This is a genomic window from Aeromonas sp. HMWF014 (assembly GCF_963878295.1).
GTDB classification, from domain to species: Bacteria; Pseudomonadota; Gammaproteobacteria; order Enterobacterales; family Aeromonadaceae; genus Aeromonas; species Aeromonas popoffii.
This window is the reverse complement of the sequence record NZ_CAWNYS010000199.1, coordinates 1-16,692: the sequence shown is the minus strand read 5'-3', so window position 1 is coordinate 16,692 and position 16,692 is coordinate 1. Positions and strand designations below refer to the sequence as shown.

Here is a 16,692-nt window from a genome sequence, read left to right as displayed (position 1 = left end):
TCCTTGTTGTAGTGGCTCAGGCCTACCGCCTGCTGCACCGCGCTTGCCACCTTGCTGCTGGCTGCGCCGGTGGTGAGCGTCGCGGCAATGGCGTTGAGTGCCTGCTCGCCCCAACTCTTGGCCGCATCCTGATAATCCACATCGAGGCTCGCGAGCTCATAAATCCGCTCAGCCCCTGCGGTGGCGAGGAAGTTGTCGAAATCGTTGCCGGTCTGGCAGAAAAATTCGTAGGAGCTGTCACCCAGCCCCAGCACGGCGAACTTGAGCCCGTCCAGTTTGCCAATCTTGCCTTTTTTAAGCTGTTCGAACAGATCGACGGCGCTCTCCGGCGGCTCACCCTCCCCGTAAGTGCTCACTACTACCAGCAGGTGGCTCTCTTTCTTGAGCTGCTTGGGTTTGTAGTCGGCCATTGAGGTGAGCGTGACCGGCAGACCACGGGCTTCGGCCTGCGCCTTGATGGCAGTGGCGACACCCTTGGCGTTGCCTGTCTGGGATCCATAGAGAATGGTCAGACTGCCGCCGGGCGCCGCCAGCGCAACGCTGGCCGCCGCTGGCTGGCTGCCGGATTGGGAGAGACCGTAGAGATAGCCGCTCACCCAGACCAGTTGCTGGGTATTGAGGGTCGAGAGCGCCTGGTTCAACTGACGTTGTTGTTCATCAGAGAGGGGGGCTAGGTTGGTCAGAGAATCCTTCAATTGCATCACACACGTCTTCCATGGTCTGATTTTTGGTCAGATTAAAGGGCGTGTTCAATAACAACAAAGAATAAAAATGTCTTCTTTATTCTATTAATGCATTAAAAGGGGGTGGGGCACGCTTGCGCCCGCAGCAAAAGAGGATCGTGGTATAAAGGGCGTTAAATGAGTGCTACTTGATAACACAGGAAGTGCAATGTCGAATATTAGATTGTTTCATGTCAATGCCTTCAGCCAGCAGCCCTTTGGTGGCAATCCTGCGGTGGTCGTACTGGGACCCGCCCTGCCGGATGCCAGCCAGCTGGCGATGGCGGCCGAGTTCAACCTCTCTGAGACTGCCTTTCTGGTGCAACTTGGCAGGGCCCATTACCAGTTGCGCTGGTTCACGCCGACAGTCGAGGTTGATCTCTGCGGTCATGGCACCTTGGCAGCTGCCCATGTGTTGTGGCAGACAGGGGCAGTAGCCGCACACGAGACGATCCGCTTCGAGACCCGCAGTGGTGAGCTGCTGGCCCGGCGCGAAGGGGAGTGGATTTGGCTCGATTTTCCGCGTATCGCGTTGACGCCACTGACGCTGGATCCCGCCTATGCTGCCGCGATCGGTTGCCAACCACGACAGACCCTGGCGGCCGGGGCCAAGTTCTTGCTAGAGCTGGCAAGTGAAGAGGAGATCCGTACTCTTTCGCCTGATTTCCATGCCCTGCGTGCCCTGCCGGGACGGGGGCTGATCGTCACCGCCCCGTCGAGCCGGGCGGATGACGATTTTGTCTCCCGCTACTTCGCCCCCTGGGTCGGGGTGGATGAGGATCCTGTCACCGGTTCCAACCACTGCGCTCTCATGCCCTTCTGGGCTGAACGGCTCGGCAGGCAGCAGTTGCGGGCCCGTCAGGTCTCGTCCAGAGGCGGTGATCTCAGGCTGGAGCTGCGGGGCGAGCGGGTATTGATGGCGGGTCAGGGGTTGACCCTGTGGCAGGGGGAGTGGTTGCTGCCACCTACCCCATTAGGTGCCAGCGTGTGACTATCTCGAGGGCTCGCTACCGGGCTACCTTCGCCATAAAAAACGCCCCGCAGTTGCGGGGCGTTTCATTGCCATCGAGGCGCAGGCCAGGCCTGCGTACCGGGCTTATTTTTGCTGCGGGCGCAAGGCCGGGAACAGGATGACGTCGCGAATGGTGTGGCTGTTGGTGAACAGCATGACCAGACGGTCGATACCGATACCCTGACCGGCAGTCGGCGGCAGGCCGTGTTCCAGCGCGGTGACGAAGTCGGCGTCATAGAACATGGCTTCGTCGTCGCCTGCTTCTTTCTGATCAACCTGATCCTGGAAGCGCTTGGCCTGATCTTCTGCATCGTTCAGCTCGGAGAAGCCGTTGGCCAGCTCGCGGCCACCGATGAAGAACTCGAAGCGGTCGGTGACGTCCGGGTTCACGTCGTTGCGGCGGGCCAGCGGAGAGACAGCTGCCGGGTACTCGGTGATGAAGGTCGGCTGCAGCAGCATGTGCTCCACGGTCTCTTCGAAGATGGCGGTGATCACGTGACCCAGCTCCCAACCTTTCATCAGCTCGATGTGCAGACGCTTGGCAACGGCCTTAGCGCTCTCCAGGGTCGTGAGGTCTTCCCGGGTCACGCCCTCGGCGTACTTCAGGATGGAGTCCACCATGGTGAGGCGCTGGAACGGCTGACCGAAATCGATGGTCAGACCCTCTTCGCCCTCTTTGGCGTAACGGATCTGGGTGTCGCCCAGAATGTCCTGCGCCAGGGTGCGCAGCAACTCTTCGGTCAGGTCCATCAGATCGATGTAGTCGGCATAGGCCATGTAGAACTCGATCATGGTGAACTCGGGGTTGTGACGCACCGAGATACCTTCGTTACGGAAGTTGCGGTTGATCTCGTAAACACGCTCGAAGCCACCGACCACCAGACGCTTCAGGTAGAGCTCGGGTGCAATACGCAGGTACATGTCGATGTTCAGCGCATTGTGGTGAGTGACGAACGGACGCGCGGAGGCACCGCCCGGGATGACTTGCATCATCGGGGTTTCCACTTCCATGAACTGCTTGTCGTTGAAGAACTTGCGGATGCCTGCAACCACTTTGGTGCGGATCACGAAGGTCTTGCGGGACTCTTCGTTGGCGATCAGATCCAGGTAACGCTGACGGCAGCGCGCTTCCTGATCGGTCAGGCCTTTGTGCTTCTCGGGCAGCGGACGCAGCGCTTTGGTCAGCAGGCGGATATCGGAAACGTGAACGGAGAGCTCACCGGTCTGGGTCTTGAACAGGGTGCCTTCGACACCGACGATGTCCCCCAGATCCCACTTCTTGAACTGCTCGTTGTAGAAACCTTCCGGCAGGTCGTCACGGGTCACGTAGACCTGGATTTTGCCAGCCATGTCCAGCAGGGTAGCGAAGGACGCCTTGCCCATGATCCGGCGGGTCATGATGCGACCGGCAATCTTCACCTGTTTACCCAAGGCCACCAGCTCTTCGGCGCTCTTGTCGCCAAACTCGGCGTGCAGATCGCCGGAGAGGCTGTCACGACGGAAGTCGTTGGGGAAGGGGTTGCCCTGGGCGCGCAAGGCGGCCAGCTTGGAACGACGCTCCGTCATCTCGTTGTTCAGTTCGAGAGAGTGGTCTACTTCCGGAGTTGTGGTTTGTTCAGACATGGTGATTCCTGCTGCTCTGTTTTTACAGGCCTGACTTCAGGCTGGCTTCGATAAACTTGTCCAGGTCGCCGTCGAGGACCGCTTGGGTATTGCGGGTTTCGACGCCGGTACGTAGATCCTTGATGCGTGCATCATCCAGTACATAGGAACGGATCTGGCTGCCCCAGCCGATATCGGACTTGGTCTCTTCGAGGGCTTGTTTTTCAGCGTTTTGCTTCTGAATTTCCAGCTCGTAGAGCTTGGCTTTCAGCTGCTTCATACACTGATCTTTGTTTTTGTGCTGGGAACGATCGTTCTGGCACTGTACCACGACGCCGGTCGGAACGTGGGTAATACGCACTGCGGATTCGGTCCGGTTGACGTGCTGACCACCAGCGCCGGAGGCACGGTAGACGTCGATACGCAGGTCTGCCGGGTTGATCTCGATGTCGATGTCGTCATCGATCTCGGGATAGACGAAAATGGAGCAGAACGAGGTGTGGCGGCGGCCACCGGAATCGAACGGGGATTTGCGAACCAGACGGTGGACGCCGGTCTCGGTGCGCAGCCAGCCGAAGGCGTATTCGCCGGTGAACTTGATGGTGGCGGACTTGATGCCGGCCACGTCGCCGTCAGAGAGCTCGATCAGCTCCGGCTTGTAACCGTGGGCATCGCCCCAGCGCAGGTACATGCGCAGCACCATGTTGGCCCAATCCTGAGCTTCGGTACCACCGGAGCCGGACTGGATGTCGATGTAGCAGTCGGAGGCGTCGTGCTGACCGGAGAACATGCGGCGGAATTCCAGATCCACCAGCTTGCTTTCCAGCACATCGGCTTCGGCCACGGCTTCGTTGAAGGTCTCTTCGTCTTCCCCTTCCACCGCCAGGCTCACCAACATCTCGACGTCTTCGGCGCCCTGGGTCAGGGCATCGATGGTGCCCACCACGTTTTCCAGCGTGACGCGCTCCTTGCCCAGCGCCTGTGCGCGCTCCGGCTCATTCCATACGTCCGGCTGTTCCAGCTCGGCGTTGACCTCTTCTAGACGCTCTTTCTTCGCGTCATAGTCAAAGGTACCCCCTAAGAAGCTCGGTCCTCTCAGACAGCTCCTTAAGCTTGTTTAATACAGGATTGACTTCAAACATCGTGAAAACTCTCGGGGTCGATGTGATTTAAAAACGGGATATTCTAGCCAATTGTGGAAGGAATAAACAGGGTCGCCTGTCCTTGTGGGCGTCCTGTAGTCAATTTCTGGTGCAGTTTTCCCTAACTCGGTGGAAAATATCGCCCGCCGACCCATTTTCAGGTTCAGTTTCGGCCTGGCGGGTCGCTAATGACTACGTAGTGTTATGCACTTTTAGGGGAAAAACCCGCTCCTCACCTCAATAAGAAGAACTTATGATGAACAATCTATCACTCAAGCAGAAGATACTGTTGTCAGTGGTGATCGCCCTTTCGTTGGTGATCTCGTTGCTCTCCTGGCAGAGCTATAGCAGCCAGAAGGCGCTGCTGTTGCAAGGTAGTCAGGAACAGGTGCAGCGCTTGGGCCGCCAGCAAGTTGAACGGATCCACGATTGGCTCTCTGCTCGGCGCGACGTGATCCAGGCGCTCGGCAACAAGGCCAGTGTCGAGCCCCTCGATGCGCTGCAACAGGCGCAAGTCTCGGGTCGCTTTCAGCTCACCTATTTTGGTGAGAGCAGTGGCAATATGCATGATTCCAATCCTGCGATAGACCGATCCAATTATGATCCGAGATCCCGCCCTTGGTATCAGGAAGCTATGAGCAAGGGAGCAATGATTACCACTAAACCTTACCTTGGTGTCGCGAGTGAAGGGACCATTCTTACCATCGCTGTCCCGGTCAATGGAGGTGTTGTTGGCGGGGATCTCGCGATTAATGCCGTGGTGGAAGACGTGACCAAGATGCAGCTTCCTGCCGACGGTTTCGCCATTATGATGCACAAGGACGGTACCATCATCGCGTACAAGGACGCTGCCAAGGCGATGAAACTGGCCACCGAGATCGACAACGATCTGACCAATGCCCTGATTGAGCAGAGTAGGTCGAGCAAGGATCTGGTGCCGGTTTACTTTGATAACGAAGGCCGCGACAAGTTGCTGTGGGTGGTGGATATCCCGGATACCGACTGGGAACTGGTGTTGGTGCTGGACAAGGCCGCAATGGAAGCCCCGCTCTCCTCCCTGCTGATGACCCAGCTTGGCCTGGCCCTGCTGGTGCTGGTGGGCAGCATCATTGCCATCTCCTGGCTGGTCAGCCTGCTGCTCGGCCCGCTCAGCAAGGTCTCCCAGGCCCTGGCCCGCATCGCCGACGGTAACGGCGATTTGACCCAGCGCATCAAGATCGACGCCAACGACGAAGTGGGCCAGCTGGCCAACAGCTTCAACCGTTTCGTCGGCAGCCAGCACCAGCTGATCGGCAACATCCGCAAGCTGGCCAACGAGCTGAATGCCGATGCCGAGCGCAGTCTGGTGACCAACCAGGCCTCCGTGGACGAGTTGCAGCGTCAGCAGCAGGAAGTGACCATGGTCGCCACCGCTGTCACCGAGATGGCGAGCGCCACCATGGAGATCGCCGGCAACGCCGAAAACACGGCTGCTGCCGCCCAGCAATCCGCCCAGAGCAGTGAGCAGGGCAAGCTGCTGGTGAACCAGACTCGCCAGTCCATCAACGGCCTGGCCGAAGAGGTGGGGCAGGCGACCGAGGTGATCGGCGAGCTGAGCCGTCACGCCCAAGCCATCTCCGGTATCCTCTCCACCATCCAGGGCATCGCCGAGCAGACCAACCTGCTGGCACTGAACGCGGCCATCGAAGCGGCGCGTGCCGGTGAACAGGGTCGTGGTTTCGCTGTGGTAGCGGACGAGGTGCGGGTGCTGTCTCGTCGTACCCAGGACTCCACCCAGGAGATCCAGTCCACCATAGAAACACTGCAGCAGACCACGGCACGTGCGGTGAGCCTGATGCAGACCAGCCAGGGGTTGGCCGACAACAGCGTGAAAGACGCCGATGCCGCCGCCGCCGCGCTGGAAGAGATCACCCATGCCGTGTCGCTCATCTCCGACATGGCGGGTCAGATTGCCACCGCCGCGGAGGAGCAGACCCAGGTGACTGGCGAGATCACTCAGAACACCACCGCCATCAAGGATGTGAGTGACGAGATCACCGCCGCTGCCATGCGCGATCTGGATCAGGCCCATAGCCTCAAGGGTCGCGCCACCGATCTGAACCAGCAGGTCTCGACCTTTATCCTGTAAGGGATGATGCGACGGGACGCCTGCGTCCTATCCTGAACAAAGCCCCGCACCTTGGTGCGGGGCTTTTTGTTATCTGCGGTCTGGCTGCTTCATGACAGGGGACGCTGGCTGGTGCCCATGATTGCCGTTGTCACCGGGGGGGCATTGGACGATGGCGCCGCACCGCCAGGATGGCGGTTAGCAAAGAGCCCACCATGAGGTGGGCTCTTGTTCATATCACGTCTGGCTGAGCGGTTTACAGGAAGGGGAGCGCCATAAACAGCTTGATCACCATGGCGTTGATGATGTCGATGAAGAAGGCCCCTACCATGGGCACCACCAGGAACGCCAGATGGGACGGGCCGAAGCGCTGGGTGACGGCCTGCATGTTGGCAATGGCAGTCGGGGTGGCCCCCAGGCCGAAGCCGCAATGGCCGGCCGCCAGCACGGCCGCGTCATAGTTGCTGCCCATGACCCGGAAGGTGACGAAGATGGCGTAGAGCGCCATCGCCACCGTCTGGGTGGCCAGCAGGATGAAGATGGGCAGGGCTAGGCTGGAGAGCTCCCACAACTTCAGGCTCATCAGCGCCATGGCCAGGAACAGCGACAGGCTGACGTTGCCGAGCAGGGAAACCTCGCGATCACTCACCTCATGCCAGTTGAGCAGGGTCAACAGGTTGCGTAGCAGCACACCGACAAACAGCACGCAGACAAAGCTCGGCAGCTCGAGGGCGCCGCCCTTGAGGGCGGCGGATAACAGCTCGCCCCCTTTCAGGCTGATGGCGATCAGCGCCAGCGTCTCGATCAGGCTGAATGTGGTGAGCGGGCGCTCCATGTCGGGCATTTCGAAGCCCTTGGGCGCCTCATCCCTGTTGTGTTCTGCACCGGGCACCTGCACCTTCTTGACCAGATAGCGGGCAACCGGGCCCCCGATCAGGCCGCCCAACACCAGGCCGAATGTCGCACAGGCGATAGCGAGTTCGGCGGCGGATTGCACCCCGTACTTCTCGGCGAAGGTGGCGCTCCAGGCCGCACCTGTGCCGTGGCCGCCGGAGAGGGTGATGGAGCCGGCCAGCAGCCCCATGTGGGGATCCAGACCGAGCAGGGTCGCCAGACCCACCCCCAGGCTGTTTTGCATCAGCAGCAGGCCGGTCACTGCCATCAGGAAGGTGATCACCGCTTTGCCGCCGCGTTTGAGGTTGGCGAGATCGGCGGAGAGGCCGATGGAGGCGAAGAAGGCCAGCATCAGCGGGGTCTGCAAACTGGTGTCGAATTGCAACTCCAGCTGCAGGGTCGAGCGCAGCAGCAGTAGCACCAGGGCGACCACCAGGCCGCCGGCAACCGGTTTCGGGATGTTGAAGGTTCGCAGTAGCCCGACTCGGGTCACCAGCAAACGACCGAGCAGCAACACCAGGGTGGCTGCGACCAGGGTGGCGTAGGAATCAAGTTGTAGCATTCAGTACTCCCATGTTGATTGGCTGTGTCTTTCGTTGATGAAGACTCACAGATTCAGCCGGGATAAAAACAGTGTGGCTCATGTGCCAACAAAGAAGGGGTGATATTCCCCCCGTCCCACGCAAAAATGGGATCTATGTGGGTCTGAATGAATCAGGCATCCAGATGAGATTTATGAAAAATCTGGCAGATAGTAGCAAAAAACACCAAATATATCCATATTTGTCAGTTTAATGGTCTGTTTTGTACTTTGTTATAATATTTAACACTATTGGGTTGGTTGTCTGTTTATGCCTGGTAACTGCGATTCAACGGCTGTCATTTGGGGCGCCAGTCTCTATAATTCGCCAGTTTTCAGCCCATCAGGCGGCAACGGACTGGATGTGAAGACCTAGGTTCGTTTCCCATGGGGATTCATGGTTTGCGGGTATTGAGCCCATTAACGCGGGTGTTGTGCCCATCAAAGAGGAGAGGGTGTGAAGAAGTCTATCTACATTGCCTATACAGGCGGCACCATAGGGATGCAGCGCTCCGACCACGGCTATGTGCCGATGGCGGGCTTTATGGAAGACTGTCTGGCGCGGATGCCCGAGTTTCATCGTCCCGAGATGCCGGATTACCATATTCACGAATACGATCCCCTCATCGACTCCTCCGACATGACCCCGGCGGACTGGCAGCGTATCGCCGAGGACATTCGAGACAACTACGAGAAATACGATGGCTTCGTGATCCTGCACGGCACCGACACCATGTCGTTCACCGCCTCGGCGCTCTCCTTCATGCTCGAAGATCTGCACAAGCCGGTGATCATCACTGGCTCCCAGATCCCGCTTGCCGAGCTGCGCTCCGATGGTCAGCAGAACCTGCTCAATGCCCTCTACATCGCGGCCAACTACCCGATCCACGAGGTGACGCTGTTCTTCAACAACCAGCTCTATCGCGGCAACCGCAGCAAGAAGGTGCACGCCGACGGCTTCCACGCCTTCGATTCACCTAACTACCCGCCGCTGCTCAACGCCGGCATCGCCATCTCGCTGGAAGCGGGCGAGCTGGGAGCCCCGTCCGAGCGGCCGCTGGTGCTGCACGACATCACCCCCCAGCCTATCGGCGTGGTGACCCTCTATCCGGGCATCTCCAGCGAGGTGATCGCCAACATATTGCAGCAACCGGTGAAGGCGCTGATCCTGCTGTCGTTCGGGGTGGGCAATGCGCCGCAGAACCCGGCGATGCTGGCGCTGCTCTCCGAGGCCTCGGCCCGCGGCGTCATCATAGTCAACCTGAGCCAGTGCCTGCACGGCAAGGTCAATATGGGGGGGTATGCTACCGGGAATGCCCTGTCCCGCGCCGGGGTCATCTCGGGCTTTGACATGACAGCCGAGGCGGCGCTGACCAAGCTGCACTTCCTGTTGAGCCAGGGCTTGCCAGCGCCGCGAATCCGCGAGTTGATGCAGCAATCCCTGCGTGGGGAGCTGACACCCTGAGAAACTGTCCACGACCTTACTGCGAAGCCGTGATCAAGGCTCATGTGCTGCTCGCGTGTTTGTGAACAAGAGGGCTCACGTATATCTATACGCTCCGGTTCCTGCGCTGCTCTTCACCTTGCTGACGCCTTCTCGCTACAGGTCGTGAACAGCTTCTGACCTCCCTCCCTACCATGGCGGAGAGTGGAAAAAGAGAGGGGAGCCATTGTGGCTCCCCTCTCTGTTGTGGCCGCTGCGAGCGGCCTGCCGGGTCAGGCTCAGTGGTTGAGGTCGATCCTGACTATCTCTTCCTCGTCCCGATACTGACGCTTGAGCTCGCCCTTGCTCTTCATCACTATCTCGCCGTCACGACCTATGTTCATGTGCTCGGGATTGTCGATGTGCATCGCCTGCCAGGCCATCACCGCCTGCAGCGAGGTGGCCTTCTGGTCGTCGGTGAGGGGCTTGCCATCGGGCCATTTGCCCAGCTCAACCGCGGTCTTGAGCCGCTCATACACTTCTTTGGGCATCTGTCTGATGGCCTGTTGAAACTCACCCAGTTGAAACGACATCCGGCCTCTCCTTGAACTATTGCGCCATGAACCGCGGGATCAGACGGGCAGATCCTGGCGAACCGCGCCAGCCATCTGCTCCATCACCCGCACTACCTGACAACTGTAACCGAACTCGTTGTCATACCATACGTAGAGCACGCAGTGATCCCCTTCGGCTATGGTCGCCTGGGAGTCGACGATGCCCGCGAAGCGCGATCCCACCATGTCAGAGGAGACCAGCTCTGTGCTGGCGCTGAAGTCGATCTGGCGATGCAGGGCGGAGCTTTGCGCCATCTGCTGCAGATAGGCGTTGAGGCTTTCCCGGTCTGTGGCCTGCTCCAGCGACAGATTGATGATGGCCAGCGACACGTTGGGAGTCGGTACCCGGATGGCATTACCGGTCAGCTTGCCCTTGAGCTCAGGCAGTGCCTTGGCCACCGCCTTGGCCGCGCCCGTGCTGGTCATCACCATATTGAGGGCGGCGCTGCGACCGCGTCGTTCCCCCTTGTGATAGTTGTCGATCAGGTTCTGATCGTTGGTGTAGGAGTGCACCGTCTCCACGTGGCCGTGGCGGATACCATATTTGTCCTGCATCACCTTGAGCACAGGGGTGATGGCATTGGTGGTGCAGGAAGCGGCCGAGATGATCTTGTCATCCGGTCCGATCACCTCGTGATTAACCCCGAACACCACGTTCTTCATCTCGCCCTTGCCGGGTGCGGTCAGCAGCACACGGGCGGCACCGCGTGACTTGAGATGCTCGGAAAGACCCGCTTCGTCACGCCAGACGCCGGTGTTGTCGACGATCAGCGCATCGTGAATGCCGTAAGCTGTGTAGTCGATGTCGGCCGGGCTGTTTGCATAGATCACCTGGATGAAGGTGCCGTTGGCGATGATGGCGCTGCGCTCCACATCTACCTCGATGGAGCCGTTGAAGGGGCCGTGTACCGAGTCGCGGCGCAGCAGGCTGGCGCGTTTCTCCAGATCCCCCTCGCGACCACCGCGCACCACTATGGCCCGCAGACGCAACGAGTTGGCGGCGCCGGTGCGCTCGATCAGCAGTCGGGCCAGCAGGCGGCCGATGCGGCCAAAGCCGTACAGTACTACGTCGGTGGCCGGTGGCACGTCGCGCCCCAGGGCCGGTGCCAGCTTGGCGCGCAGGTAGTCGTCTATGCCTGCCTCGTCCTGGTGATCCTGCCAGTAGTCGACCGCCAGCTTGCCCAGATCGATCTCGGCAGCGGTCGGGTTCAGGGCCAGGATGGCCTGCAGCAGGGGGAAGCTCTGTTGGATCGGTAGCGGGGCGCCCTGATGACGGCGAACGACTCTGTGGGCTTTGAGAATGTCGATAGTGGAGGCATTTTGCAGGGGACGTCCGTAGACGGTGATCTCGATCCCTTGCTGTCGGTAGAGGCGACCTATCAAGGGTTGCATGGCTTCGGCGAGCTCCTGGCTCTCCTGCCACGCTTGCAAGTAGTGCTCGTGGGTCATTAACCAGATCCTTTATTTCACGTTGTTGGGGCAAATAGAAATTCGTCGAATGCAGATCAGTGTAGGGATGTAGATTTCGTTATATTATTCTGCAGTCGCGGCCTTATACGGCGCGCACATTGTAATGGATATGTAATCTGTTTGCTAGCCAAGGGTGGCCGTGACAGGCTGCAATTGTTACCAACAAGATGTGAGCCATGACCCATTTTTCAGCGCGTTCCCTGCTCTTCGGCCTCAGTTGCGGTCTGACCCTCACCGCCTGCAACGACGACAGGATCCACAACATTTGTGCCAATCATCCGACTCTTTGTCAGGACTTGGTGGACGACGGTTGGTGTCGCTATGAGCGGACCGACATCATTCGGGCTCGCTACTATCTGCAGGAAGAGGGGACGGACAGGCGCAAATATGATTTGATGCGCAGCTTGGAGCGTTACCTCAAGTGCGCCGATCGCTCTACCAATATCGAATACAAGACAGCCCGGGAGCAGAAGAGCCCTCGGGTGGAGGGAATGCTGGCGGCGGGCGATCAGCTTGCCCAGCTCGATGCCGCTACCCGCAACTCGCAGGATCCCTACCTGCTGCTTTGGCACTGGACCAACAACACCAACGAGCTGGCACGTCAGCAGTTCTTGGCGCTGGAGGGTCAGCCCGTGCTGGAGGAGCCCGAGTTGCAGCTGGCGCTGGGAGGTATCCATGCCAAGAGCGAGCCGCAGAAGGCCATCGCGTTCATGCATCATGCACTCTCCCTCTATCGGGAAGGGGATGCGGTCAACGGCAGGATCCTCACCTCTCTCAGCACCCTCTATATGGGCCAGAAGGAGTACGGTCTGGCCTATCTGTGGGGCAAGGTGAGCGAGTCGTTCCAGAATACGCCCGAGGTCTCGGCCAAGCGCTTCGGCCTCTATCACTCCCTGAGCAAAGCCGATCAGGAGGCCTGGGACAGCCAGGCCGCCACCATAGTCGAGCAGCTAAAAAGCGGGACTTACCGTCCTTGAATCCTGATGAATCACATTGAACAACTGGCCAGTGACTGGCCTCACCCCTTCGACATCCAGTTCCTGCACGGCCAGGTGACCACCGGTGGTCGCCAGCTGGAGCGCGTCACCGTCAGGGCCATCGTCCTGCGCGGTGACCGGCTGCTGCTGGTTCACTCCCGGGTCAACGGCGATCTCATGTTTCCCGGTGGCGGCATCGAGCAGGGGGAGTGCCACAGTGCCGCCCTGGCGCGCGAGCTGCGGGAGGAGTGTGGCGCCGAGCTGGTGGCGATCGGTGCCCTGCTCGGGCAAACGCGGGAGTATCGCGCCGCCCGCGAGGCCGACTATGATGCCTACTGCATCCGCTCCTTTTACTACCTCTGTCAAGTGGGGGAGGACTGGAACGAGCCCCAGCCACAGCCCTACGAGGTGCGGCTCGGCTTCACTCCCGGCTGGTTCGAGCTGGACGATGCCCTGCAGACCAACAAGACCCAGCTGGCGGGCCCTTGCCCCCAGTGGACGGCGCGGGAGACCCGGGTGCTGGCCGAGTTACACCACTGGCACGAATCCGGCCTGCTGGCATGACTCAGGCCCCGTGAGGCAGATATAAAAAACCGCCCAGGGTCATGCCAGTCAGTTAAGTATTTTTTGTGACTGAATATTCGAAAGTTTGAATAACAGAAACGGTGCCATGGTCAAAGCATCAATGTGGCTAACCGCTTTGCCCTGACTGGCATCCAATAAAAAGAGGGAGGCATGATGCCTCCCTCACTCTTTGGCCCTTCTACCTCGCGGGCTGAGACTCACATTCTTACCGTCCAAGGGCGGTTTTTTTGCGAGTCGACGATTACTGCACGCAGACCGGGCAGAAGGCGTAGGTGCCCTGCGGGTCGTTGAAGCGGGTCAGCGGATCCAGGCTGCGGTTCACCTCCTGCAGTGTCTTGCCAACGCCTGCGGGCAACCAGCTTTGCAGGTGTGGGGCCAGCGCCTGGGCGCTGCTGTCGAACAGCTGGCGCAGGAACTTGTCTTTGGCTGACTCTTCCTGCTCGATGGGGGTGACCTGCCACTCCTTGAGGTTGGCCAGTTCGGCCGCTGCCTTGATGGCGTCATCCAGATTACCGAACTCGTCCACCAGACCAAGGGCCTTGGCATCTTCGCCAGTCCAGACCCGACCTTCGGCCGCTTTCTCTGCGTCTTGCTGGCTCAGGCCGCGGCCCTTGCTCACCAGACCGACGAAACGCTGGTAAGTATCCTCCACGCTCAGCTGGATTGCCTGACCCACGTGATCCGGCAGGGCGCGGGTCGGGCCGACCCCGACGAAATCGGTGGTACCGACGCCGTCGGTATGCACACCGAACTGGGCCAGCGCCTTGTCGAAGGTGGCGAACATGCCGAACACCCCGATGGAGCCGGTGAGGGTGGTGGGGGAGGCGAAGATCTTGTCTGCATCGGCAGAGATCCAGTAGCCACCGGAAGCCGCATAGCTGCCCATGGAGACCACCACCGGTTTGCCAGCCTGTTTCAGGGCCAGCAGTTCGGCACGGATCTGCTCGGCGGCAAAGGCGCTACCGCCCGGGCTGTCTACCCGCAGCACCACAGCTTTGATCTTGTCGTCGCGACGGGCATCGGCCAGCAGTTCGGAGAGGGTGTCGCCGCCGATGGTACCGGCAGGCTGCACGCCATCCATGATGGCACCGCTGGCGACCACCAGACCCACCTCATCCTTGCCGCTTTGTGGATACTGCTCGGGCGCAGCGGCCAGGTACTCTTTCAGGCTGACCCCTTTCCAACCGTGATCGTCGGTTTCCCCGACTTCTTTAATGACCGCCTGGGTCATCTCGTCGCGGGTTGCCAGCTGATCCACCAGCCCATTGTCGAGGGCGTAGTTGGCAGCATTGCCACCAGCCTTGCGCAGTAGTTCGAGGAAGCGATCCTTGGTCGGCGCGACTGCCTCGGGTTCTATCTCCCGCTGCCCGGCTACGTCCGTCACATAGGATTGCCACAGCTGATCCAGCCAGCGCTGGTTGGCCTCCTTGCTCTCGGGGGACATGTCGTCGCGGATATAGGGTTCAACGAAGGATTTGTAGGTGCCGACCTTGAACACATGCGGCGTGATGTTGAACTTTTCCAGCGCCGACTTGAAGTAGGTCTGGTGGACGCCGAGCCCCTCGATCACCACTGCGCCGCTCTGGTTGAGCAGCACGTGATCGGCGTGGGCGGCCAGCAGGTACTGGCCCTGGTTGTAGTAGTCGGCCATGGCGATGACCGGCTTGCCGCTCTCCTTGAACTCATCGATGGCACTCGTCACCTCCTGCAGTTTGGAGATGCTGGCACCCTGTAGCCCTTGCGGTTTGATCACCAGCGCCTTGATGCGATCGTCATCCTTGGCACTTTTGATGGCCCACAGCAGATCGGAGAGGACGATTTCGCCCGGCTGCTCTTCGCTGCTGTTCAGCTGGCGCAGCAACTGCATTGTGGGATCAGTCTGCGAGCGTTGTTCCACCAGTATCCCATTGAGATTGAGGGTCAGCGCTCCTTCGATGGGGGCCTGAGGGGCTTTTTTCTGGCCCACGCTGTAGACGATGACCAGCACTACGATGAGAAACAGCAGATTGACCAGCATCAGCCGAGTGAAATTGAGCAGGCGCCACAGGCTGCGGAACAACCAACCCAGACCTTTGAAAATAGACATAGTCGCGTTATCGCCCTGTTAATGGGTAGAGAAGGATCATTATTAACCAGTTGGCCCACCAATTGCCATTTCCGCTTGGGGCGATCGGCAGCGCCATCGTCCTTTCTTGCTTCAGAACACGTCTGTTCGCCGAAAAAATGTCCAAACATTTGTTTGAAAAAGCATTTTCGATTCTTTACTCTAGCTTCAATTTGATAACAAAAAGTTAACCGGAGGCCTTGTGAGCCGCTACCCTACGCTTCTGACTCCTCTCGACCTTGGCTTCACCCAGCTCAAGAACCGGGTATTGCGTATGGATTCCTGCGCACCGGCCTCGAAAAGGAGTTCATGATGAGCCGTTATCCGACTTTGCTGACCCCCCTCGATCTCGGTTTTACCCAGTTGCGCAACCGGGTATTGATGGGCTCCATGCACACCGGCCTCGAAGAGGAGAAGGGCGGCTTTGACAAGCTGGCCGCCTTCTATGCCGAGCGCGCCCGCGGCGGTGTCGGTCTCATCGTCACCGGCGGCATCGCCCCCAACCTGCGTGGGCGGCTGGTGCCCCACGGTTCGCAACTGAGCTTCCCCTGGCAGGTCGCCAAGCACAAGAAGGTGACCCAGGCCGTGCATCAGGAGGGGGGCAAGATAGCGCTGCAGATCCTCCATGCCGGTCGTTATGCCTACCATCCGTTCAGTCTGGCGCCGAGCGCCCTCAGGGCGCCCATCTCCCCGTTCAAGCCGCGCGCCATGAGTGAGCGGCAGATCCGCGGCACCATTCGCGACTTCGCCGCTACCGCTGCGCTGGCCAAGGCGGCCGGTTATGACGGGGTCGAGGTGATGGGCTCGGAAGGTTATCTCATCAACCAGTTCATCTGCGAGCGCACCAACAAGCGCACCGATGGCTGGGGTGGCAGCAATGAAAACCGGATGCGCTTCCCGGTGGAGATAGTGCGCGCCATCCGCGAGCGGGTCGGCACCGACTTCATCATTATCTTCCGCCTCTCCATGCTGGATCTGGTGGAGCAGGGCTCGACCCTGGAAGAGGTGATCGCCCTTGGCAAGGCGCTGGAGCAGGTCGGCGTAACCCTGATCAACACCGGCATCGGCTGGCACGAGGCGCGCATTCCCACCATCGCCACCAGCGTGCCGCGTGGCGCCTTCAGCTGGGTCACTGCCGAGCTGAAAAAGCACCTCACAGTGCCACTTATCACCACCAACCGGATCAACACCCCCGAGGTGGCCGAACGTATTCTGGCAGGTGGTGAGGCGGACATGGTCTCCATGGCGCGCCCCTTCCTGGCGGATCCTGAATTTGTCATCAAGGCGGCCGAAAACCGGGCGGACGAGATCAACACCTGCATCGCCTGCAATCAGGCTTGCCTCGACCATGTGTTCAAGCAGCAGCGCGCCTCTTGCTTGGTCAATCCCCGCGCCTGTTTCGAGACCGAGCTGACGTTTGGCCGCGTGCCCCAGCCCAAGAAACTGGCGGTGGTGGGGGC

Annotated in this window: 13 protein-coding genes; 6 read left to right on the top strand and 7 right to left on the bottom strand. The window is 59.8% G+C overall.

Annotated elements, in window-relative coordinates:
• Window positions 1–701: flavodoxin domain-containing protein (locus tag AAC083_RS22955; RefSeq protein WP_258224630.1), on the bottom strand; the 701-nt coding region annotated here is incomplete at its 3' end.
• Between the two features lie 190 nt (window positions 702–891).
• Here AAC083_RS22955 and AAC083_RS08070 point away from each other — a divergent pair.
• Window positions 892–1,713, top strand: a complete 822-nt coding sequence (locus AAC083_RS08070; RefSeq protein ID WP_108536282.1) for a PhzF family phenazine biosynthesis protein — start codon at window positions 892–894, stop codon at window positions 1,711–1,713.
• Between the two features lie 105 nt (window positions 1,714–1,818).
• Here the strand turns inward: AAC083_RS08070 and lysS are convergent, their stop codons facing one another.
• Both lysS and prfB read right to left on the bottom strand, forming a co-directional pair.
• Window positions 1,819–3,357 carry a lysine--tRNA ligase gene (gene lysS, locus AAC083_RS08065; RefSeq protein WP_108536281.1) on the bottom strand — a complete coding sequence of 513 codons (1,539 nt, stop codon included), beginning with the start codon at window positions 3,355–3,357 and terminating at the stop codon, window positions 1,819–1,821.
• A 22-nt stretch (window positions 3,358–3,379) separates the two neighbouring features.
• Window positions 3,380–4,478, bottom strand: a protein-coding gene (gene prfB / locus AAC083_RS08060; RefSeq protein ID WP_108536280.1) for a peptide chain release factor 2 whose coding sequence is annotated in 2 segments (ribosomal slippage) — window positions 3,380–4,402 and window positions 4,404–4,478 — 1,098 coding nt in all. Because the reading frame shifts where the segments join, the coding sequence is not laid out codon by codon here.
• 256 nt (window positions 4,479–4,734) lie between these two features.
• Here prfB and AAC083_RS08055 point away from each other — a divergent pair.
• Window positions 4,735–6,606: a methyl-accepting chemotaxis protein gene (locus AAC083_RS08055; RefSeq protein WP_108536279.1), complete on the top strand. Its 1,872-nt coding sequence runs from the start codon at window positions 4,735–4,737 to the stop codon at window positions 6,604–6,606.
• A 235-nt stretch (window positions 6,607–6,841) separates the two neighbouring features.
• Here AAC083_RS08055 and gltS read toward each other — a convergent pair whose 3' ends face one another.
• Entirely contained in the window at window positions 6,842–8,041 is a 1,200-nt protein-coding gene (gene gltS, locus AAC083_RS08050) for a sodium/glutamate symporter (protein WP_042035705.1), read from the bottom strand.
• Between the two features lie 475 nt (window positions 8,042–8,516).
• Between gltS and ansA the strand changes: the two genes are divergently transcribed.
• Window positions 8,517–9,524 carry an asparaginase gene (gene ansA, locus AAC083_RS08045; protein ID WP_042035704.1) on the top strand — a complete coding sequence of 336 codons (1,008 nt, stop codon included), beginning with the start codon at window positions 8,517–8,519 and terminating at the stop codon, window positions 9,522–9,524.
• Between the two features lie 257 nt (window positions 9,525–9,781).
• Here ansA and AAC083_RS08040 read toward each other — a convergent pair whose 3' ends face one another.
• Both AAC083_RS08040 and AAC083_RS08035 read right to left on the bottom strand, forming a co-directional pair.
• Complete coding sequence (locus AAC083_RS08040) at window positions 9,782–10,075, bottom strand: YeaC family protein (RefSeq protein WP_108536278.1); 294 nt, start codon at window positions 10,073–10,075, stop codon at window positions 9,782–9,784.
• 39 nt (window positions 10,076–10,114) lie between these two features.
• On the bottom strand, window positions 10,115–11,545 hold the full coding sequence (locus AAC083_RS08035; RefSeq protein ID WP_042035701.1) for a glyceraldehyde-3-phosphate dehydrogenase: 1,431 nt from the start codon (window positions 11,543–11,545) through the stop codon (window positions 10,115–10,117).
• A 197-nt stretch (window positions 11,546–11,742) separates the two neighbouring features.
• On the opposite strand from AAC083_RS08035, the gene AAC083_RS08030 reads away from it, so the two are divergent.
• Window positions 11,743–12,543, top strand: coding sequence for a DUF2989 domain-containing protein (locus AAC083_RS08030; protein ID WP_108536277.1), 801 nt, complete (start codon window positions 11,743–11,745; stop codon window positions 12,541–12,543).
• Window positions 12,544–12,549: 6 nt separating this feature from the next.
• Window positions 12,550–13,107 (top strand): NUDIX domain-containing protein, encoded by a 558-nt coding sequence (locus AAC083_RS08025; protein ID WP_042035698.1) that lies wholly within the window; start codon window positions 12,550–12,552, stop codon window positions 13,105–13,107.
• Window positions 13,108–13,369: 262 nt separating this feature from the next.
• On the opposite strand, the gene sppA is transcribed toward AAC083_RS08025, so the two are convergent.
• Window positions 13,370–15,214 (bottom strand): signal peptide peptidase SppA, encoded by a 1,845-nt coding sequence (sppA, locus tag AAC083_RS08020; protein WP_108536276.1) that lies wholly within the window; start codon window positions 15,212–15,214, stop codon window positions 13,370–13,372.
• A gap of 330 nt (window positions 15,215–15,544) precedes the next feature.
• Between sppA and AAC083_RS08015 the strand changes: the two genes are divergently transcribed.
• Window positions 15,545–16,692: 2,4-dienoyl-CoA reductase FMN-binding domain-containing protein (locus AAC083_RS08015; RefSeq protein ID WP_146181618.1), on the top strand; the 1,148-nt coding region annotated here is incomplete at its 3' end.

Bases quoted from the DNA above. Each gene is read 5' to 3' on its own strand.
- AAC083_RS08030 (WP_108536277.1), top strand. From the start codon at position 11,743: ATGACCCATTTTTCAGCGCGTTCCCTGCTCTTCGGCCTCAGTTGCGGT.
- lysS (WP_108536281.1), bottom strand. From the start codon at position 3,357: ATGTCTGAACAAACCACAACTCCGGAAGTAGACCACTCTCTCGAACTG.
- AAC083_RS08035 (WP_042035701.1), bottom strand. From the start codon at position 11,545: ATGACCCACGAGCACTACTTGCAAGCGTGGCAGGAGAGCCAGGAGCTC.
- gltS (WP_042035705.1), bottom strand. From the start codon at position 8,041: ATGCTACAACTTGATTCCTACGCCACCCTGGTCGCAGCCACCCTGGTG.
- AAC083_RS08055 (WP_108536279.1), top strand. From the start codon at position 4,735: ATGAACAATCTATCACTCAAGCAGAAGATACTGTTGTCAGTGGTGATC.
- AAC083_RS08040 (WP_108536278.1), bottom strand. From the start codon at position 10,075: ATGTCGTTTCAACTGGGTGAGTTTCAACAGGCCATCAGACAGATGCCC.
- AAC083_RS08025 (WP_042035698.1), top strand. From the start codon at position 12,550: ATGAATCACATTGAACAACTGGCCAGTGACTGGCCTCACCCCTTCGAC.
- sppA (WP_108536276.1), bottom strand. From the start codon at position 15,214: ATGTCTATTTTCAAAGGTCTGGGTTGGTTGTTCCGCAGCCTGTGGCGC.
- AAC083_RS08070 (WP_108536282.1), top strand. From the start codon at position 892: ATGTCGAATATTAGATTGTTTCATGTCAATGCCTTCAGCCAGCAGCCC.